The organism is Allobosea robiniae (assembly GCF_900102525.1).
Classification (GTDB): Bacteria; Pseudomonadota; Alphaproteobacteria; order Rhizobiales; family Beijerinckiaceae; genus Allobosea; species Allobosea robiniae.
Window position 1 is genome coordinate 579,605 of record NZ_FNBZ01000002.1, and the last position, 18,705, is coordinate 598,309.

The window sequence follows — 18,705 nt, forward strand, 5'->3', positions numbered from 1 at the left end:
GGCAGTATTGATCAGGTACAGTTTGCTTTAGTTGATCTTGGCAAAGCTGATCCAGCCCGCATGAAGCGGCTGTACCTTCGTCGCGCCGCGCTAGGCGGCCATGCCTGCGTTATTCTTGGACCGAATTCGGGCGGCCGTCCAGCCAGAGGCGCAGGGCAACCGCATTGTTCCGGTTCTCGTCCTTCGCCGCATAGAGCAGGACGACCGGGCCCTGCTTCCGTTCGGCTGCCAGGGTCGCGAGAGCGGCCTGGGCCGGCGGGCTGCCGAGCTCGGTCGCATAGGCGATACAGAACTCGTCCCAGTGGTCGGGATGGCCGTGGAATTCGTGGCGCAGCGCGTCGCTGGGCGCGAGATCCTTGAGCCAGAGATCGATCCGGTCCTTCGAGACGCCGCGTGGCCAGAGTCGGTCGACCAGGATACGCCGGCCGTCGCCGGGTGCCGGGGGATCGTAGACGCGCTTGACTGTCAGTTTCGTCATCAGATCAGCCCGAGACTGCGGAAGCTGGCATGGCCATCACGGCCGACGATGATGTGGTCGTGGATGGCGACGCCCAGGGGCTTGGCGATATCGACCAGCTCGCGCGTCATCCGCATGTCGGCGCCGGATGGAGTGGGATCGCCTGACGGATGGTTGTGCACCAGGATGATCGCGGAGGCCGACAGCTCCAGCGCGCGGCGCATCACCTCGCGCGGATAGACCGGCGTATGGTCGACCGTGCCGGTCTGCTGGACTTCGTCGGCGATCAGGGTGTTCTTCTTGTCGAGGAAGAGGATGCGGAACTGCTCGCGCTCGGCGAAGGCCATCGCCATCCGGCAATAGTCCAGCACCGAGGACCAGGAGGAAAGCACCGGCCGCTTGCCGACGGCGCCCTTGGCCATGCGCTTCAGGGCGGCTTCGACGATCTTGAGGTCGAGCGCGACGCCTTCGCCGACGCCCTTAACCTCGGTGAGGCGCGCGGCCGGGGCGCCGAGGACCTCCGCGAAGGAGCCGAAGCGCTGGATCAGCTCCTTGGCGAGCGGCTTGACATCACGCTGCGGGATCGAGCGGAAGAGCAGCAGCTCCAGCAATTCGTAATCCGGCAGGGTTTCCGCGCCGGCTTCCTCGAAACGCGTGCGCAGGCGTTCGCGATGGCCGCGATAGTGCGGCGTGCCGGCGTCGGAAGGGCTGGCCGGAGAGGGCGCCTTGCGCGGTCCCTTACCTGTACCCTTGCCGATGCCGACGCTCATTTTGCAGCGAGCGGGTTGTCGAGGCCGCCGGGCGAGAGCGTGAAGATCTCGCAGCCCTGCTCGGTGACGCCGATCTGATGCTCGAACTGGGCCGAGAGCGAACGGTCGCGGGTCACGGCGGTCCAGCCGTCGGAGAGCACCTTCACCCCCGGCTTGCCGAGATTGATCATGGGCTCGATGGTGAAGACCATGCCGGGCTTGAGCAGCACGCCCTCGCCGGGACTGCCATAGTGCAGGATGTTCGGCGCGTCGTGGAAGAGCTGGCCGATGCCGTGGCCGCAGAAATCGCGCACCACCGAGCAGCGCTCGCCTTCCGCATAACGCTGGATGGCGAAGCCAATATCGCCGGTGGTGGCGCCGGCGCGCACGGCCTTGATGCCGCGCTGCAGGCTCTCATAGGTGATCTCGACCAGGCGCTCGGCCTTCCGCGAGATCTCGCCGACGCCGTACATGCGGCTCGAATCGCCGTGCCAGCCGTCGACGATCAGCGTGTAGTCGATATTGAGGATATCGCCTTCGCGCAGCGGCTTGTCGTCGGGAATGCCGTGGCAGACGACGTGGTTGATCGAGGTGCAGATCGACTTGGTGTAGCCGCGATAGAACAGCGTCGCCGGGTAGGCGCCGTTGTCCATGGCGAACTGGAAGGCGAGCTCGTCGAGGCGCTGCGTGGTGACGCCGGGCTTGACGTGAGCGCCGAGCATGTCGAGCCCCGCGGCGGTCAGCCGGCCGGCCTTGTGCATGGCCGCGAAGGCCTCGGGGCCATGTATCTTGATGGCGGGCTCGCGCGAACGCGAGCGGCCGATGGTGTCTTCGAAGGTCATTGCGCGCGGAAAACTCCTTGCCCCATATCTATTGCGTTTAATGGCGCACGCAAGCCGGTCGAGCGCGAGAGGCGGGTGACTGGCGCGCGGGCGCGGCGAGGTGTATCAGGCGGGCGCAATGGCCATCATCGAACAGAACCCGGCGGAAGAGCGGCCTTTCGGCACCTTCGCGCCGAAAGCCTATCTCGCCCGCATCATCGCCCGGACGCGGGCAGCCTCCGACAGCTTCCTCGGGCGTAAGGTGGCCTATGCGCTGCGGCGCCTCGGCCTGCGCTCGCTCGACGGCGCGCCTGTCGACATCGAGTCGCTGGGGGCGAAGATGCGTCTCTATCCGGACGGGAATGTCTGCGAGAAGCGGGTGCTGTTCACGCCGCAATATTTCGATGCGATCGAGCGGGAGCTGCTGGTCTCGCGGCTGCGCGACGGCTTCACCTTCATCGATATCGGCGCGAATATCGGCGCCTATTCGCTCTTCGTCGCGGCGCGGGCCGGGCGGGGCGCGCGCATCCTGGCGGTCGAGCCGCAGCCCGAGATCTTCGCCCGCCTTGCCTTCAACATCGCGCAGAACCCGTTCGGGACCGTCAAGGCGGTGGCCTGTGCACTCGCCGACAAGCCGGGCGAACTGACCCTGTTCATCGATCCGACCAATCGCGGGGAATCGAGCGTCCGCATCCTCAATTCGAGTGCCGGGACTTCGGTCAAGGTGCCGGCGATGACGCTGCTCTCGCTGGTCGAGGGCGAGGGCTATGAGCGCATCGACGCGGTCAAGCTCGATGTCGAAGGCGCCGAAGACCTGATTCTCGAACCTTTCCTGCGCGACGCGCCGCAAGCGCTCTGGCCGGGCTTCATCATCATCGAGGATTCGCGCCAGCGCTGGCAGACCGATCTTGCCGGCCTGCTCGGGCGCAGCGGCTATAGGCTCGTCGCCCAGACACGGCTCAACCTGGTGTTCGAGCGCAAGCCGGCCTGAGCGCGCGGCTAAAGCATGACGGGCGCGCCCGCGGCGGAGCTTGAGCACTTCGCGGGGAAAGCCTAGCTCTTGTGCGCAAGCCAGGAGCGCCGACGCCATGTCCGTGAATGAATCCAGTTCCGCCATCATCGTCACGGCCGCGATCCTGGTGATCGGCGACGAGATTCTGTCCGGACGGACGAAGGACAAGAATATCGGCTACATTGCCGAGTATCTCACCAATATCGGCGTCGACCTGCGCGAAGTCCGCGTCGTGCCCGATGTGTCCGAAGAGATCGTCGCGGCGGTCAATGCGCTACGCGGCCGCTACACTTACGTCTTCACCACCGGCGGGATCGGGCCGACCCATGACGATATCACGGCGGATGCGGTCGCGGCCGCCTTCGGCGTCGCGATCGACCATGACCCTCGCGCCGTTGCGATGCTCTCCGAACGCTTCTCGCCGGAGGAGCTGAACGAAGCCCGCCTGCGGATGGCGCGTATCCCCGCCGGGGCCGAACTGGTTGCGAATGCGATCTCCAAGGCACCTGGCTTCAACATCGGCAACGTCTACGTCATGGCCGGCGTGCCCGCGATCATGCAGGCGATGCTCGACGTCATCGGGTCGACCTTGCAGACGGGGGCGAAAATGCTGTCCGACACGGTCCGGGCCGGGCTGCGCGAGGGGGATATCGGCGGGCCGCTTGCCGAGGTCGCCAGGGCCCATCCGGAGGTTTCGATCGGCTCCTATCCGTTCTGGTCTGAAACCGGACCGGACACGAATATCGTCGTGAGATCGCGCGACGCAGAGAAACTGCTTGCAGCAATGGCTGCGGTGAAAACGATGGTCGCCGGCGAAAAGCAGAGATCACTCTGAATAAAGTTTATTCCACAACTTTTGCGTTTTTTATACAACTTTATGGAGCGTTTGTGTTTTTATAAATCGCAACCTAATCTTCCCATGACTCTATTATATCTGCTATAGGTATGAAGCGCTTTTCGTAGATGAATTTTCTACTTCAAGTTGAGATATATTCTAATCATCAATCATTCATAAACTAGTTTGAGTGATGCTTGGTAGGTGGCCGGAAAGAATTCGGCCCCCTGCCGCGCCCGGGCGCCGTAGGTATCCGATCGGGGCTTTCACGGCGACGCTGGCCACAAGGACGCCTGATCCGCGGGCCGCGCCGAAGGGGGATATGGATGCCGCTCTTTTCCGGCCTTTTCGCGAACCGGCATGCTGCGGGACAGCTGGACGCCATCAACCGCTCGCAGGCGCGGATCGAGTTCGATCTCGACGGCAAGATCCTGGATGCCAACGACAACTTCCTGTCGGCGGTCGGTTACACGCTGGCGGAGGTGAAGGGGCAGCATCACAGTATCTTCGTGACGCCCGAGGAGAAGGGCAGCCCGGCTTACAAGCAGTTCTGGGCCGATCTCGGCCGCGGCGAGTTCTCACGCGGGCAGTACTTGCGGCTCGGCAAGGGCGGCAAGGAGATCTGGATCCAGGCGAGCTACACCCCGATCCTGGGGGCGGGCGGCAAGCCGGTCGGTGTGATCAAATACGCCTTCGACGTGACCGAGCAGAAGAACCGCCTCGCCGATCTCGAAGGGCAGCGCGCCGCCATCGACAAGGCGCAAGCCGTGATCGAATTCGATCTCGCCGGCAAGATTTTGACGGCAAACGAGAATTTCCTCAGCGTCCTCGGCTATTCGCTGGCCGAGATCGTCGGCCAGCATCACCGCCTGTTCGTTGACCCGGCCGAGCGCGAGACGCCGGCCTATCGCGCCTTCTGGGAGCGTCTCGGCAAGGGCGAATACGATGCCGGCCAGTACCGGCGCATCGGCAAGGGCGGCAAGGAGATCTGGATCCAGGCGAGCTACAACCCCATCCTGGATGCGCAGGGGCGTCCCTATAAGGTCGTCAAATTCGCCTCCGACATCACCGCGACCTTCAAGGGCAAGCAGCTCGAAGCGGCGGTGAAGGAGACGAGCGCGGTGATCGACCGGGCCAAGGGCAAGGACCTGACCGGGCGCGTGCCGCTCGACGGCAAGACCGGGGAGGTCGCCACCCTCTGCGCCGGCGTCAACGACCTGCTCGATACGCTGGCTGAGGTGGTCGGCACGGTCAGCGACATCTCGGCACGGATCGACAGCGCTTCGCTCAAGATCACCTCCGACAGCCAGCAACTGGCGGAGCGGACCGAGGCCAACGCATCGAGTCTGCAGGAAACCGCGGCGACGACGGAGGAGCTTGCCGCGTCGGTGAAGCACAGTGCCGGCAATTCGCGGATGGCGGTCCAGCTCGGCAACGAGGCGAGCGCGGTCGCGGCGCGCGGCGGCGCCATCGTCACCGAGGCAGTCGCAGCGATGGGGCGGATCGAGCAGGCTTCGTCCGGCATTTCCGAGATCATCTCGATGATCGACGAGATCGCCTTCCAGACCAACCTGCTGGCGCTGAACGCCGCGGTCGAGGCGGCGCGGGCCGGCGATGCCGGGCGCGGTTTCGCCGTGGTCGCAACCGAGGTGCGGGCGCTCGCTGCCCGCTGCAGCGAATCCGCCAATGGTGTCAAGGCGTTGATCGCGAACTCTACGCAGCAGATTCAAGCTGGTGTCGGCCTGGTCAAGGATGCCGGAACGACGCTGGGCGAGATCGTCGGCGCGGCTTCCAAGGTGGCTTCCACGGTCAGCGAGATCTCGCAGGCGACGACCGAGCAGGCCAACGGCATCGACGAGATGGCCCGCACCGTCGCGCATATGGACGAGATCACGCAGCAGAACTCGCTCCTTGCCGAGCAGAGCGCCAAGGTCGCCCGCGATCTCCAGCAGGAAACCGCGGCGCTGAGTACGATGGTCTCGGCCTTCCAGCTCGGCGGCGACCGGCACAGGGCTGCGCCGCAGCTCGTTCATTCGGCCCCACCGGCACCGCGCGTGGTGCCGGCAGCTCCACGCGGCCGGCGCGTCGCATCCGGCGGCGGGGCGGATGGCTGGGCCGAATTCTGACAAGGCCGAATGACGTTCGGTTGGGGATGTTCGGCGCGTGCCTCTTGTCAGGCGCGCGCCGATAGGCTTTTCGGTCGGAAACCCGCGCCTTTCGCGTCGGGCCAAGTCCGGAGCGCTGTCCATGGCCGAACCGTCCTCGAACAAGGCTTTCCCGGTTTCCTGGGATCAGTTCCATCGCGATGCCCGCGCTCTCGCGTGGCGCCTTGCCGAGAAGGGCCCCTTCGAGGCGATGGTCTGCATCACCCGCGGCGGCCTGGTGCCGGCGGCGATCATCTGCCGCGAGCTCGGCCTGCGGGTGATCGAGACCGTCTGCGTCGCGAGCTATCACGACTACAAGAACCAGTCCGAGCTCAAGGTGCTCAAGGACATCGCCCCGAACATCAAGGCGATCGGCGACGGCACGGGCAAGGGCGTGCTGGTGGTCGACGACCTCACTGATACCGGCAAGACCGCCCGCGTGGTGCGCGAGATGCTGCCGAATGCGCATTTCGCCACAGTCTATGCCAAGCCGGCCGGCGTGCCGACGGTCGACACCTTCGTCACCGAGGTCAGCCAGGACACCTGGATCTATTTCCCCTGGGACATGGCTCTGACCTATGTCGAGCCGATCGCCAAAGGGCACAAGGGCTGAAACGCCGCGTATTCGCCTCAGCCCGTCGAGGGCGAGCGGAACGCGATCAGCATGCCGGAGACGACGATCGCCATGCCGACCAATTCGGTGGGCGAGGGCGTCTCGGCCAGAAGCAGGGCGCTGGCGGCTGCCGTCGCCACCGGCACCAGCGGCAGGAACAGCGTCGCCTTGGCCGCGCCCAGCGTCGCGACGGAGCGGGCATAGAGATAGAGCGCGACGACGCCGACCAGAACCCCCTGGTAGAGCGCCTGCAGCACGAGCTCGGAGAAGGGCACGCGTGCCATATGGATCGGCAGCGCCAGCGCCACGATCACCAGCAGCGGCACCGAGAGGATGCATGAGGCGGCGGTGATCTCCAGCGAGCTAGCGCCCCAGCGGCGGGCGAGCAGGCCGAAGATCGACCAGAGGAAGGCGATCAGCACGAAAAGCAGGTCGCCGATCCAGGCATCGGGCCGCGACGGCGCCATCGCGAGCGCATCGCGCGAGAAGATGCCGATGCCCAGCACGATGATGCCGAGGCCGATGAGCCGCATCCGCCCGGCCCGCTCGCCGGTGACGAGGAAGATCAGCAGCGCGGTGAAGACCGGGATCAGCCCGGGCGAGATGATCGACGAGTGCAGCGCCGGGGCGAAGGAGGCTCCGCCGACGAGGATCAGGCTGTAGAGCGGGCCGATCAGCAGCGCCATCACCCAGGCCCGCGGCCAGCCGAGCGAGCCGACCGGGAACGGCCGCATATGCCGGAGCGACCAGGGCAGCAGCACGGCGGCGGCCGAGACGAAGCGCAGGATCGTGACATCGGCCGGGGTCAGGTCGATCAGCATGGCATGCCGCGAGACGACGGACTGGACGCCCCAGATCAATGCGGTCAGCAGGCCGCAGAGAATGCCGAGCCATTGTGCGCGGGAGGTCATGAATGGAAGGGCCTTGCGGAAACATGCGATGCGGCGGGTGCGTTGCTGCGGCTATGCCTGTCGGCGCAGGTTGCAGCAATGCGCCGGGCGCAGCCCGCCCCGGCGTTGCGTCTATGCAGCAGCACCGGTTGCCGCAGGCCGCGCCATCCCGACCAGCGGCAGCAAGCGGGAATCCGCGATGGCGGCCAGGCGGTGTCCATAGCCGGCGAGATAGCCCTCATGACTGGCGAAGGCGATGAAGTTCTCCACGGAGGACTGCCTTATCAGCATCGCGCGGTCCCAGCGCTCCGCTTCCGGGCCGATGAAGAAGGGCCCGCCTTCGCCGATGAAGAGCAACGAACCGCCGCTTGCTTCGAGATAGGGCAGGGTATGGCTGATGTAGCGGTGGAAGGCTTCTGCTCCGCTGATCGCTTCCGCCGGTGCCAGCTCGGGCGTGGCCGCATAGTCGGCGATAGCGCGAAAGCGCAGGAGATTGAGCATCACGACCTCGCCGACGATGTTGCGGCGGAAGAGATCGCGGCCGGCTTCCCAGCTCGGAGCGAGGTAGGCGGTCACAGCTTCGGCTCCGGAAGGGCAAAGCCAGCAAGCAACTCCCGTGCATAGGCCCGGATATCGGCGGGCCAGCTTCGGCTGTGCTCGGCGAAGCGCTCGCCGTCCCCGGCGAAGAGGGCGCGCGAGGCTTCCTCGAAACCTTCGCGGTCGCCCGCCATCGTCGCGATGAAAGCGTAGGCGCGTTCTTGTGCCGCTCGTGTCTGGCTGCGTCCGCCATCGCTCTTCCGGGCATCGTCGACGAGCCGCCGGAGAGTTTGCGAGGCACCGCCCGATTGCAAAGCGAGCCAGTCCCAATGACGCGGCAGCAAGGTCACCTCGCGGGCGACGACGCCAAGCTTCGGCCGCCCCCGGCCGCGGGGTGTCTCATCGACTGCTGGTGTCGTGTCATCGCTGCGAGGAGCATAGCGCGCCGCGATCTCGGCATCGCTGCCGCGCAGGTCGAGATCGACCACCTTTCCGGTCGCATCGTCGAAGACGAGGATTGCGGCGGCCGGATCGGCGGCGAAGGCGGCTTTCACCGCGAGCGCGATGGCGGCCAGCGGGCCACCGGCGATGCGGGTGGCGTTATGGAAGGCAGTGTGGGGCATGGATTCCAACCCTGAGGCTCCTTGATTGCGAGCTTATTATCCGGGTGAATTACTCCTGGCAATATGATCCGGGTAAAATATCGTGTGATCCACTGCGTCGCCTCGGCATGACGTCATGTCGAATTGGACCGGCTTTGAAACCTGGGTCGATCCCACTAGTTTGACCGACAGACGAAACGCCGACGGGGAGACGCGCCAGGCATGGCCGCCACCAGCTTCGACGCCGCGGGCGCGCGGATCACGATCTTCCGCGCCCTGCTTCAGACCATCGCCCGCCATGGCAAGGGCCGCATCGCGCTGGAGGACCCCGAGCGCCAGCCGATCACCTATGGCCGGCTCGTGCTCGGCGCGCTGGTGCTGGGGCGCAAGCTTGCGGCCCTGACGGCGCCGAAGGAGCATGTCGGTGTGCTTTTGCCGAACATGCAGGGCATGGCAGTGACGCTGTTCTCGCTCTTCGCCTATGGCCGGGTGCCGGCGCTGCTGAACTTCACGGCCGGCGTCCGCAACCTGCGCGCGGCTGCCGAACTGGCTGAGCTCAAGACGATCGTCACCTCGCGCCGCTTCGTCGACCAGGGCAAGCTCGACGACGAGATCGCGGCTTTGGGCGAGGGGCGCCGGGTCGTCTATCTCGAAGATATCCGCAAGGAGATCACCAGTTTCGACAAGGCGCTCGGTGCCTTGCAGAGCGTGGCGCCGGGGCTCGTCCATCGCGCCCATGAAGCGCAGCCCGATGATATCGCGGTTGTCCTGTTCACCTCCGGCACCGAGGGCAAGCCGAAGGGCGTGGCATTGAGCCATGCCAATATCGTCTCGAACGCAAGGCAGGTCTTTGCCCACGCCGCAGGCGCGATCTCCGAGCGGGACGTGTTCATGAATCCGCTGCCGGCCTTCCATTCCTTCGGTTTGACGGCCGGGCTGATGGTGCCGCTGCTGCACGGGATGAAGGTCGTGCTCTATCCGAGCCCGCTGCACTACAAGCAGATTCCGAAGCTGATCGGCGACATGAAGGCCACCTTCCTGCTCGCCACCGACACCTTCCTGCAAGGATACGCCCGCGCTGCGGAAAAGGGCGATCTCGGCAGCGTGCGCTATGTCGTGGCCGGCGCCGAGCGCGTGAAGGCCGAGACCAAGCGGATGTGGGAGCCCTACGGCACCACCATCCTCGAGGGCTATGGCTGCACCGAATGTTCGCCGGTGCTGGCCGTCAATACGCCGGCGGCAATGCGGGAGGGCACGGTCGGCAAGCTCCTGCCCGGCATCGAGGCGAAGCTGGAGCCGGTCGAAGGTATCCATGAGGGCGGGCGTCTGACCGTGCGCGGGCCGAACGTCATGGCCGGCTATCTCGATCCCGAGCAGCCCGGCCGCATCATCCCGCCGGAGGGCGGCTGGCACGATACCGGCGACATCGTCGTGATCGAGGACGGTTTCGTCGCGATCCGCGGCCGGGCCAAGCGCTTCGCCAAGCTCGGCGGCGAGATGGTCTCGCTCGCGGCGGTCGAGACCATGATCGCCAAGATCTGGCCGGACCAGAACCATGTCGTCGTCGCGCTGCCGGATGCACGCAAGGGCGAGCAGCTCGTGCTCGTCACCGAGACGCCGAACGCCGACCGGGCGGCTCTGCAGGAAGCTGCGAAGCAGCAAGGTTTTCCGGAACTGTGGGTACCACGCGCGATCCTGGTGACGCAGGCGATTCCCGTGCTCGGCAACGGCAAGATCGACTACGGCTCGACGCGGGAACTCGCAGCGTCACGGCGGGCCCTGCTGTGAGGCGGCCTCGCTACCTTATGGCCACAATTGTAATTCTATTACGCTGGATGATGATTCCAGGTTCCGCCCTGGCGCTGCTGCGCGTCGCCACTCTTGCTCCCGCCCTGTCGCTCGCGGGGCCGTCCGATCTCGCGGCCCAGGCGCAGGCCGCGCTCTATATGCGCCGCGATGAGTGCATCGAGGCCGGCAAGCTGACGGCGGAGCAGTGCGAGTTCGCCTATCGCAATGCCCGCGCCGAATTCGAGCAGGCGGCGCCGCGTTATGGCTCGCGGGCAGCCTGCGAGCGCAACCACAAGCGCTGCGGCGCCCAGATGGTCTCGGCCGGCGGCTGGGAATCCTTCGGCAAGGGCGGGGCGAGCTATGTGCCGCGCTTCATCGGCGTTCGCGTGACGGGCGAGGGCGCCGCGCGCCGCGCCCTGCCGGTGGTCGAGGGCACGGCCAAGGTCGCCTTTGCCGGGCGCTCGGTGACGGAATTGCAGGACAAGGTCGCGGGCCGGCGCGGCATCATCGGCCAGGCCAGCAGCGTCGGGCGCGGTGCGCATGGCCATTCCGGCCAGGGTGCCGCTCCCTACGTCAAGCGCGGCGACCGTGACGACACGGTGCGCGTCCCGATGGAAGAGAAGACCATCGGGTCTGACGTCAAGCCGGGGCTCTATGTCGATCCCGACGGGGTCGAGTGGTACAAGCCCGCCCGCCCGCATTGAGCGCTGCGCGGCCGGAGCGCGATCGCCAAGGCTTGCGCCGGCTGACGCTGCCCGTTATCGCTGTGCCCGCTGCGGACGTGGCGAAACTGGTAGACGCACGAGACTTAAAATCTTGCGCCTTCAAAGGCTTGCGGGTTCGAGTCCCGCCGTCCGCACCATCCGCCCCGCCGTGATTCCGGTTTGCGCGATCGCGCCATCGGCAGTCAGCTCTTCCTGAAGATCACGCTCAGATTGTTCGCGGGCATCTCGACGATCTCGGGTGTGCCGAAGCCGTTTGCCGCGCCAAGCGCCGCGACCGCATCGCTATCGCGCAGACCCCAGGCCGGATCGCGGCTGCGCAGGCTTTCGTCGAAGGCGGCGTTGCCCGGTTCGAGCGGCCGGCCCGGCCGGCGATAGGGGCCGTAGAGATAGAGCGGCTGGCCCTGCTTCAAGAGGCGCCCCGCCTGCCGGAACAGCCCCTCCGCCGCGGCCCAGGGCGCGATGTGGATCATGTTGATGCAGAGGATCGCATCAGCGGATTCGACGGGCCAATGCAGCGCTGTAGCATCGACGACGACCGGCGGGAGGATGTTGCCGAGGCCGGATTCCCGGGTCCAGGCCGCGATGCTCGCCACCGCATCCGGAGAAGGATCGCTCGGCTGGAAGGTCAGGTCGGGCAGGGCGCGGGCGAAATGCACGGCATGCTCGCCGGAGCCGGAGGCGATTTCCAGCACACGCCCGGATTGCGGCAGCACGTTGTGCAGGACGGCGAGGATCGCATCGCGATTGCGCTGGGCGGAAGGCGCCCGCAGGCGGGGATCGGCGCCGAGCTGTGTATCGGCGGTCGGCTGCCAGAAACTCGGCTTGCTCATCATCCGCTCACGAATCTTTCATCCGGCCCATCGCGTTGGGGCGATGATCCGCTATAAGGGGGCAGGAAGCGAGCCGCCAGATGTCGTGGCTTCGCAGCAAGCAGGCTGGTTTTGTTAACCGAAATCCTGATCGTCGTGGCGCTGACGATCGTCAATGGTCTCCTCGCCATGTCGGAACTCGCTGTGGTTTCGTCACGCACGGCGCGCCTCAAGGTTCTCAGCGATCAGGGCAACAAGGGCGCCGCCACTGCGATGCGCCTGGCAGAAGACCCCGGCCGCTTTCTCTCCACAGTCCAGATCGGCATCACGCTCGTCGGCGTGCTCTCGGGCGCGTTCTCCGGCGCCACGCTTGGCGCGCGCCTGTCGGAATGGCTGGGCACGCATGGCTTCTCGCCATCGGTTTCCGACACGCTCGGCGTCGGCCTCGTCGTCGTCGCCATCACCTATCTCTCGCTGATCCTCGGCGAGCTCGTGCCGAAGCAGATCGCGCTGCGCGATCCCGAGCGGGTCGCGGCGCGGGTCGCACCGGCGATGTCGCTGCTCTCCAAGGTCGGTGCGCCGCTGGTGTTCCTGCTCGACATCTCCGGCAAGGCCGTCCTGCGCCTGCTCGGCCAGAAGGGCGAGTCGGAAGAGAGGGTCACCGAGGAGGAGGTTCGCACCATCATTGCCGAGGCGGAGACCGCCGGCGTGCTCGAGCGCGACGAGCGCGAAATGATTGCAGGCGTGATGCGCCTCGCCGACCGTTCGGCTCGTGCCTTGATGACGCCGCGCCGCGAGGTCGAGGTCATCGACCTCGAAGACAGCGCCGAGGAAATCCGCGAGCAATTGCGCGCGACGCGCCGCTCGCGCCTGCCCGTGCAGGATGGCGAGGCGGATTCGATCGTCGGCGTGGTTGTGGTCAAGGACCTGATCGAATTCCTTCAGGCCGGCGACAGGGGCGATCTGCGCGCGCTGGTCCAGGAAGCTCCGATCGTGATGGACACGGCGGACTCGCTGCATGTGCTGCGCGAGATTCGCGCAAGTCGCGTGCATATGGCGCTGGTCTTCGACGAGTACGGCCATTTCGAGGGCATCATCACCCCCGGCGACGTGCTTGAGGCGATCATCGGCGCCTTCCAGGAAGAGGAAGAGGACGAGCCGTCGATCGTGACGCGCGCCGACGGTTCCTATCTCGTCGCCGGCTGGATGCAGGTCGACGAGTTCTCGCATGAACTCGGCATCCCGATCCCGCGCGATGCCGATTTCCAGACGGTTGCGGGCTTCATCCTGGCCGAGATGAACCATCTGCCGAATGTCGGCGAGAGCTTCGACAAGGGGCATTGGCGCTTCGAGGTCGTCGACCTCGACGGCCGCCGCATCGACAAGATCCTGGTCACGCGGATCGAGTGAGATGGCCGCCGGCGTTGACGCCGGCGGAGCCCACGTGGTCTAGTCGTCGCCAAGGGGTGCATCGCGACGACCCCGTGAGGCTTCGGCCCAATGTTCGCGTCCAACTTCCTCGCTCAGGATGGACGCAAGCCATGTCTTCCAACGAACAGATCACGGTCGCCCAGCTGTCACGGCTGGTCGGCCTTCCCGATGCGCCAGCCATCATCGATGTCCGCATCGATGAGGATGTCGCCGCCGATCCCGTCTTCCTGCCGGGTTCGGTTCGCCGCGACTATCGCGCCGTTTCCGAATGGGGCGCTGAATTCGCCGGGCAGCGGCGCGTGGTGGTCGTCTGCCATCGCGGCCTCAAGCTCAGCGAAGGTGCCGCCGCCTGGCTGCGGCATCTCGGCATCACCGCGGAAACTCTTGAAGGCGGTCATCAGGCCTGGCGACAGGCTGGTGGGTTGACCTTTTCGCCGGAACGTTTGCCTTCGCCAGGGGTATCCGGCGGCAGCGTCTGGGTGACGCGGGCGCGGCCGAAAGTCGACCGCATTGCCTGTCCCTGGCTGATCCGCCGCTTCATAGACCGGCGCGCCGTGTTCCTCTTCGTTGCGGCCTCCGAGGTCGAGGCGGTGGCCGATCGCTTCGGCGCCACGCCTTTCGATATCGACGGCGTGTTCTGGAGCCATCGCGGGCCGCTTTGCACCTTCGATACGATGATCGCGGAATTTCGGCTGGCGTCGCCCGCGCTCGACCGATTGGCGCGGATCGTGCGGGCGGCCGATACGGCGACGCTGGAGGCCGAGCCGCAGGCGGCCGGCCTGCTTGCGGCCTCGCTTGGGCTGTCGCGCATGTACAAGCACGATCTCGAACAGCTCGAGGCCGGCATGCTGCTCTACGATGCCTTCTATCGCTGGTGCCGCGATGCGGGTGAGGAAACCCATAACTGGCCAGTGCCGAAGCCGGCCGGGGAGGCGCAGCGATGAGCGTCGCGGAAACGGATGCTGAGATGGCAATGCAAAATGCGGAGCGTTTGCCAACGCTTGGCGAGGCGACCCGCATCTGGGCGAAGATCGGCCTGCTGTCCTTCGGCGGGCCGGCCGGCCAGATCGCGCTGATGCACAGGGAGCTGGTGGAGGAGCGACGCTGGATCGGCGAAGAGCGCTTCCTGCATGCGCTGAACTACTGCATGCTTCTACCCGGACCCGAGGCGCAGCAGCTCGCCGTCTATATCGGCTGGCTGATGCATCGGACGATCGGCGGCCTGATCGCCGGCCTGTTGTTCATCCTGCCCGGCGCGCTGGTGATGCTGGGCCTCAGCATCCTCTATGTCACCTGGAGGCATGTCCCGCTGGTCGACGGGGTCTTCTTCGGCGTGAAGGCGGCGGTGCTTGCCATCGTCATCGAGGCGGGACTGAGAATCAGCCGCCGGGCGCTGAAGACCGGCGCGATGGTCGGCATCGCCGTTGCAGCTTTCGCCGGCATTTTCCTGTTCAAATTGCCGTTCCCGCTCATCGTCCTGCTCGCGGGGCTCGCGGGCTGGCTGGGCAATCGCATTCGGCCCGGCTGGTTCGGCAAGGGCGGTGCCGGCGGCGCGGCGGATGCCGCGGGCGAGGGCTTGCTCGACGCTCTGCTTGCGCGCGGAGAGCTCGACCATATCAGGCCCTCAGCCGGGCGGGCTGCCCGCGTGCTCGCCGTCTGGCTGCCGCTCTGGCTCGGGCCGGTGGCGCTGTTCTGGCTGGTCGCCGGCTCCGCCAGCGTCTGGACGCAGGTTGGCAGCTTCTTCAGCGCGATGGCGGTGGTGACCTTCGGCGGCGCCTATGCGGCGCTGGCCTATGTCGCGCAGGCGGCGGTCGACGGTTTCGGCTGGCTCGCGCCCGGCGAAATGCTGGACGGGCTCGGCCTCGCCGAGACGACGCCGGGGCCGCTCATCCTCGTGCTCGAATTCGTCGGCTTCCTCGCCGCGTTCCGGGCGCCGGGCAGCCTGCCGCCGCTCGTCGCCGGCGGGCTTGGGGCGCTGCTGACGGTCTGGGTGACCTTCGCGCCCTGCTTTCTCTGGATCTTCCTGGGCGCGCCCTATGTCGAGGCTCTGCGTGGCAACCGGGCGATCTCGGCCGCGCTCGGCGCGATCACCGCGGCCGTGGTCGGCGTCATCGCCAACCTAGCGCTCTGGTTCGGGCTGCATGTCCTCTTCCGCGAGGTCGGCAGCCTGTCCTTCCTCGGCATGAGCCCGGAGGTGCCGGTCCTGACCTCGCTGGACTGGCGTGCGGCCTTGCTGGCGGCCGGCGCTGCCATCGCATTGCTGCGCTTCAAGCTCGGGATGATGCCGGTCCTGGCGATCTGCGCCGTCGCCGGCATCGTCCTGAAGGGCGGTTTCTGAGGCTCAGCGGCGCGGCTCGTCCGGCTCGATGATGCGGTATTCGGCGTCGATGACCTCGACCCGGTCCGGCTGGCGCGGCTGGTTGGCGAACGGATTGGCGGGGTCGATGCCGGCCGCCTTCAGCTTGGCCTTGAGGCGCCAGACCGCGATCGCGCCGACGACCAGCACGACCGGAATCAGGATGAGCGCGAGGCTCGCGGCCAGCACGAAAAGCGCGACGCCGACGATCAGGCTTGCCGCCATGGCGAGCCAGGCCTGCCAGCGCGGCATGGCGCGGGCGCGGCCGTTGAGCTGCTCGTAGAGATTGACGCGGATCATAGGATGTCTGTTCCTTCCCTCGGCACAGAGATAGGAAGCGATTGCGGCTTTGACGAGGTCAGGCCGTGTCTTGCCAGTCGTAGAGCCAACCATAGCGGTTGCGCAGGCCGTTCGGCCCGAGCCGTTTCAGCGCGAAATCGCGGGCAATGCTGAGCGGCCAGCCCATATGGTAGTTGCGGCCATTGCCCCGGCTTTCCTCCTGCACACGAGCGACACGCTGGGCGCGGGTCTTGGCATAGGCAGCGAAGGCTGCGGGCACGCCGGGGGCGCCATCGCGACTGAGCGTCTCGGCGAGCAGGCGGGCGAGCACGGCGGCATCCTCGATGGCGAGCGACGCTCCCTGCGCAAGGAAGGGCAGGATCGGGTGGGCGGCATCGCCGATCAGCGCGATCCGGCCCTTGGCCATGGCGGCCGGCTTGCGATCGAACAGCGACCAGACCTGCCAGCCTTCCGCGGCACCGGTGAGATCGCGTAAGGCCTGGGAAGCGCCGGCGAGATGATCGGTTACGATGGTGTGGTCGCCTTCGCGGGACCAGCCCTCGCGGGCTTCCTTCGCCTGTCGGACGACGACGAGGTTGATCTCCCGGCCCGCGGCAACGGGGTAATGCACTGCGTGGCGGCCGGAGCCCATATGCAGTGTCACGCGCGGCTTGTCGCCAGCACGAGCCGGCACGACGGCGCGCCAGGCTTCGTAACCGGTGAAGACCGGCGGCGAGGCGTCGCCGGTGAGATCGCGCACGCGTGACCACAGGCCGTCGGCGCCGATCAGCCCAAGGGCGGAGAGCGTCCCACCGACGGCGTCGCGCGCGGCGAGCCCGATCGTGACGCCGTCCCCATCCTGGCTGACCTCGTCCACGCTGCGGCCGACCATCAGGCGGATATTCGGCATGGCGCGGGCGGCGTCGAGCAGCACGGTATGGAGGTCGTTGCGCTTCATCATGCGGAACGGCGTCGGCATGCGCTCGGGGCTGGAGGGCATCTCCAGCACCTGCGAGCCATCGGCCCAGCGCCGGATCATCAGCCCGTGCGAGGTTACGCTGATGCGCTTCAGCGGCAGGGCGAGGTCGAGCGCATCGAGCACGCGGCCGGAATTGGAGGTGACCTGCAGGCCGGCCCCGGTCTCGCCGAAGCCGGTGCGCTTCTCGACGACGGTCGCTGCGATGCCGCGCCGTGCCAGCGACAGGGCCATGGTCAGGCCGCCGATGCCGGCGCCGGCGATGACGAAATGAGGAGCGGACACGGGATCGGACGCCTTCGATGGTGGTGCTGGAAGACGCGGTGCGAGTGCCCCTCAGAACCCGAACCACCAGTGGAGTGTTTGGCTCAGGCCGCCTTGGCCGAATCCGTATAGGCGCATTCCGGCGGGATGCAGGCGGCGCCCTTCAGCGACGGCTCGTATTTGAACAGCGTCGAGCAGTAGGGGCAGACGATCTCGTGGTCCGCGCCCATGTCGAGGAAGACATGCGGATGGTCGAAGGGCGGCTTGGCGCCGATGCACATGAACTCGTGCGCGCCGACCTGGATGACGGGGACGCCGGGGTCGTTGTGGAAATGCGGGATGCCGGTCGCGGCCATGGTCGTCGCTCTTCGAAAGGCTGGAATTGCGGCGCAACCTATCGCGTGAGTCCGCCGGGCGCCAGTGCGCTGTTTCGCATCAGCGCCCGTCGCGAAGGCAACCCTGGGCGAGTTCGGTCATCCGGGTGCTTTCCTGCGGCGAGAGCAGGTTGTCGAGCGCCTTCTGCCAGAGCTTCTCGCGCTTGAGCCCTTCGACGGTGCAGGCGCAGACCATCCGGCAGACCTGCTCGGGGGCATTTGGGCCGGCGCAGCTGCGCTGGCAATCGGTCCGGAAGGCACGCTCTTCCGGCGAGGGCGGGGCGATGACCTGTGTTGCCAGCATCAGTGCGCCGATGAAGAGCGGCTGGTGGACGAGATAGACCAGCAGGCTGTGGCGCCCGCCCCACGCGACGATTCGGGTCGCCTTGCTGCCGGGGCGCCAGCCAGCGAGCGCCGTGCCGGCGAGGCGCGGCAGGATGAGGCGGGCCAGCACGATCCCGCTCAACACGCAGCCGAACCAGGGGAACACCGGCACGAAATCGGCCGTGTGGATTTCCGCGCGGGAGAAGCCGATCCAGGCCGCCCAAGGCTGGTCGAGCAGCGGATGGGCGACGAAGGAAGGCAACGCAAAGGCGACTGCCGCAGCGAGCGCGACGACGATGGTCGGCAGGCGCAGGAAGGGCAGGGCGAGCAGGCTCGCGACCGCGACATGGTGTAGGATGCCGAAGAAGATGAACTCTCCCGGCATGAACCGCCAGGTGCCGAGCGTGACCAGCGCGGCCGCGCCCGCGACCATGGCGAGGCGCTTGAGATAAGCCGTGCTGTCGAAGCCCTTGCGCGTCGCGAGGACGAGGCTGAAACCGACGATGGCGAGGAAGGTGCCGGCGATACCGCGCGCGAACAGCCGCCAACCCGGCTCGGCGACGATATCGGTCTCGATCAGCCGAAAACTCGAGAGATCATAGGCGAAATGGTAGACGAACATGGCCAGTAGCGCGACGCCGCGGGCGATGTCGACGATGGCAAGACGTGACGATTCGCGAATGGCGGGCTGGGTCATGTTCATCGTTCATCATGGCGGG

At 66.7% G+C, this 18,705-nt stretch carries 20 protein-coding genes and 1 tRNA gene; 10 read left to right on the forward strand and 11 right to left on the reverse strand.

What is annotated here, in order from left to right:
- Positions 1-109: 109 nt before the first annotated feature.
- From BLQ70_RS08460 to map, 3 genes are read right to left on the reverse strand one after another with little or no spacing between them, the layout of a single operon-like run.
- Positions 110-478, reverse strand: coding sequence for a DUF488 domain-containing protein (locus tag BLQ70_RS08460; RefSeq protein WP_091856584.1), 369 nt, complete (start codon positions 476-478; stop codon positions 110-112).
- Positions 478-1,227, reverse strand: coding sequence for a RadC family protein (gene radC / locus BLQ70_RS08465; protein ID WP_091856585.1), 750 nt, complete (start codon positions 1,225-1,227; stop codon positions 478-480). The genes BLQ70_RS08460 and radC overlap by 1 nt, the downstream gene beginning before the upstream one ends.
- Complete coding sequence (gene map, locus BLQ70_RS08470; protein ID WP_091856586.1) at positions 1,224-2,048, reverse strand: type I methionyl aminopeptidase; 825 nt, start codon at positions 2,046-2,048, stop codon at positions 1,224-1,226. The genes radC and map overlap by 4 nt, the downstream gene beginning before the upstream one ends.
- Positions 2,049-2,166: 118 nt before the next feature.
- Here map and BLQ70_RS08475 point away from each other — a divergent pair, with 118 nt between their 5' ends.
- The 4 genes from BLQ70_RS08475 to gpt all read left to right on the forward strand — a co-directional run bounded on the left by BLQ70_RS08475 (position 2,167) and on the right by gpt (position 6,631).
- Positions 2,167-3,018 (forward strand): FkbM family methyltransferase, encoded by an 852-nt coding sequence (locus BLQ70_RS08475; protein WP_061967008.1) that lies wholly within the window; start codon positions 2,167-2,169, stop codon positions 3,016-3,018.
- 97 nt (positions 3,019-3,115) lie between these two features.
- Positions 3,116-3,874 carry a competence/damage-inducible protein A gene (locus BLQ70_RS08480; RefSeq protein ID WP_091856587.1) on the forward strand — a complete coding sequence of 253 codons (759 nt, stop codon included), beginning with the start codon at positions 3,116-3,118 and terminating at the stop codon, positions 3,872-3,874.
- A 326-nt stretch (positions 3,875-4,200) separates the two neighbouring features.
- Positions 4,201-6,000 carry a methyl-accepting chemotaxis protein gene (locus BLQ70_RS08485; RefSeq protein ID WP_091856588.1) on the forward strand — a complete coding sequence of 600 codons (1,800 nt, stop codon included), beginning with the start codon at positions 4,201-4,203 and terminating at the stop codon, positions 5,998-6,000.
- Between the two features lie 121 nt (positions 6,001-6,121).
- A complete protein-coding gene (gene gpt, locus BLQ70_RS08490) occupies positions 6,122-6,631 on the forward strand; it encodes a xanthine phosphoribosyltransferase (RefSeq protein WP_061967013.1) in 510 nt (169 codons plus the stop codon).
- Between the two features lie 17 nt (positions 6,632-6,648).
- On the opposite strand, the gene BLQ70_RS08495 is transcribed toward gpt, so the two are convergent.
- The 3 genes from BLQ70_RS08495 to BLQ70_RS08505 all read right to left on the reverse strand — a co-directional run bounded on the left by BLQ70_RS08495 (position 6,649) and on the right by BLQ70_RS08505 (position 8,681).
- Positions 6,649-7,542, reverse strand: coding sequence for a DMT family transporter (locus BLQ70_RS08495; protein ID WP_061967015.1), 894 nt, complete (start codon positions 7,540-7,542; stop codon positions 6,649-6,651).
- A gap of 111 nt (positions 7,543-7,653) precedes the next feature.
- Positions 7,654-8,097, reverse strand: a complete 444-nt coding sequence (locus BLQ70_RS08500; protein ID WP_091856589.1) for a DUF1330 domain-containing protein — start codon at positions 8,095-8,097, stop codon at positions 7,654-7,656.
- On the reverse strand, positions 8,094-8,681 hold the full coding sequence (locus BLQ70_RS08505) for a DUF2239 family protein (RefSeq protein ID WP_091856685.1): 588 nt from the start codon (positions 8,679-8,681) through the stop codon (positions 8,094-8,096). Before BLQ70_RS08505 ends, BLQ70_RS08500 begins: the two co-directional genes overlap by 4 nt.
- Before the next feature lie 201 nt (positions 8,682-8,882).
- Between BLQ70_RS08505 and BLQ70_RS08510 the strand changes: the two genes are divergently transcribed.
- The 3 genes from BLQ70_RS08510 to BLQ70_RS08520 all read left to right on the forward strand — a co-directional run bounded on the left by BLQ70_RS08510 (position 8,883) and on the right by BLQ70_RS08520 (position 11,310).
- Positions 8,883-10,448, forward strand: a complete 1,566-nt coding sequence (locus BLQ70_RS08510; protein ID WP_091856590.1) for an AMP-binding protein — start codon at positions 8,883-8,885, stop codon at positions 10,446-10,448.
- A gap of 50 nt (positions 10,449-10,498) precedes the next feature.
- Positions 10,499-11,152 (forward strand): DUF1190 domain-containing protein, encoded by a 654-nt coding sequence (locus BLQ70_RS08515; RefSeq protein ID WP_170843346.1) that lies wholly within the window; start codon positions 10,499-10,501, stop codon positions 11,150-11,152.
- Between the two features lie 71 nt (positions 11,153-11,223).
- A tRNA-Leu gene (locus BLQ70_RS08520) sits at positions 11,224-11,310 on the forward strand.
- Between the two features lie 45 nt (positions 11,311-11,355).
- Here the strand turns inward: BLQ70_RS08520 and BLQ70_RS08525 are convergent.
- Positions 11,356-12,003: a DUF938 domain-containing protein gene (locus tag BLQ70_RS08525; protein WP_091856686.1), complete on the reverse strand. Its 648-nt coding sequence runs from the start codon at positions 12,001-12,003 to the stop codon at positions 11,356-11,358.
- A gap of 111 nt (positions 12,004-12,114) precedes the next feature.
- Here BLQ70_RS08525 and BLQ70_RS08530 point away from each other — a divergent pair, with 111 nt between their 5' ends.
- From BLQ70_RS08530 to chrA, 3 genes are all read left to right on the forward strand, one after another.
- The gene (locus BLQ70_RS08530; RefSeq protein ID WP_091856592.1) at positions 12,115-13,392 is read left to right on the forward strand and encodes a hemolysin family protein; all 1,278 of its coding nucleotides are present in this window, start codon (positions 12,115-12,117) and stop codon (positions 13,390-13,392) included.
- 131 nt (positions 13,393-13,523) lie between these two features.
- The gene (locus tag BLQ70_RS08535; RefSeq protein WP_091856593.1) at positions 13,524-14,357 is read left to right on the forward strand and encodes a chromate resistance protein ChrB domain-containing protein; all 834 of its coding nucleotides are present in this window, start codon (positions 13,524-13,526) and stop codon (positions 14,355-14,357) included.
- Positions 14,354-15,751: a chromate efflux transporter gene (gene chrA, locus BLQ70_RS08540; RefSeq protein WP_091856594.1), complete on the forward strand. Its 1,398-nt coding sequence runs from the start codon at positions 14,354-14,356 to the stop codon at positions 15,749-15,751. Before BLQ70_RS08535 ends, chrA begins: the two co-directional genes overlap by 4 nt.
- A 3-nt stretch (positions 15,752-15,754) precedes the next feature.
- Here chrA and BLQ70_RS08545 read toward each other — a convergent pair whose 3' ends face one another.
- The 4 genes from BLQ70_RS08545 to BLQ70_RS08560 form a co-directional block, all read right to left on the reverse strand.
- Positions 15,755-16,069 carry a hypothetical protein gene (locus BLQ70_RS08545; protein ID WP_061967028.1) on the reverse strand — a complete coding sequence of 105 codons (315 nt, stop codon included), beginning with the start codon at positions 16,067-16,069 and terminating at the stop codon, positions 15,755-15,757.
- Between the two features lie 58 nt (positions 16,070-16,127).
- Positions 16,128-17,309 carry an FAD-dependent monooxygenase gene (locus BLQ70_RS08550; protein WP_091856595.1) on the reverse strand — a complete coding sequence of 394 codons (1,182 nt, stop codon included), beginning with the start codon at positions 17,307-17,309 and terminating at the stop codon, positions 16,128-16,130.
- An 83-nt stretch (positions 17,310-17,392) separates the two neighbouring features.
- On the reverse strand, positions 17,393-17,644 hold the full coding sequence (locus tag BLQ70_RS08555) for a zinc-finger domain-containing protein (RefSeq protein WP_091856596.1): 252 nt from the start codon (positions 17,642-17,644) through the stop codon (positions 17,393-17,395).
- Positions 17,645-17,723: 79 nt separating this feature from the next.
- The gene (locus BLQ70_RS08560) at positions 17,724-18,683 is read right to left on the reverse strand and encodes an acetyltransferase domain-containing protein (RefSeq protein WP_170843348.1); all 960 of its coding nucleotides are present in this window, start codon (positions 18,681-18,683) and stop codon (positions 17,724-17,726) included.
- Between the last annotated feature and the right edge of the window lie 22 nt (positions 18,684-18,705).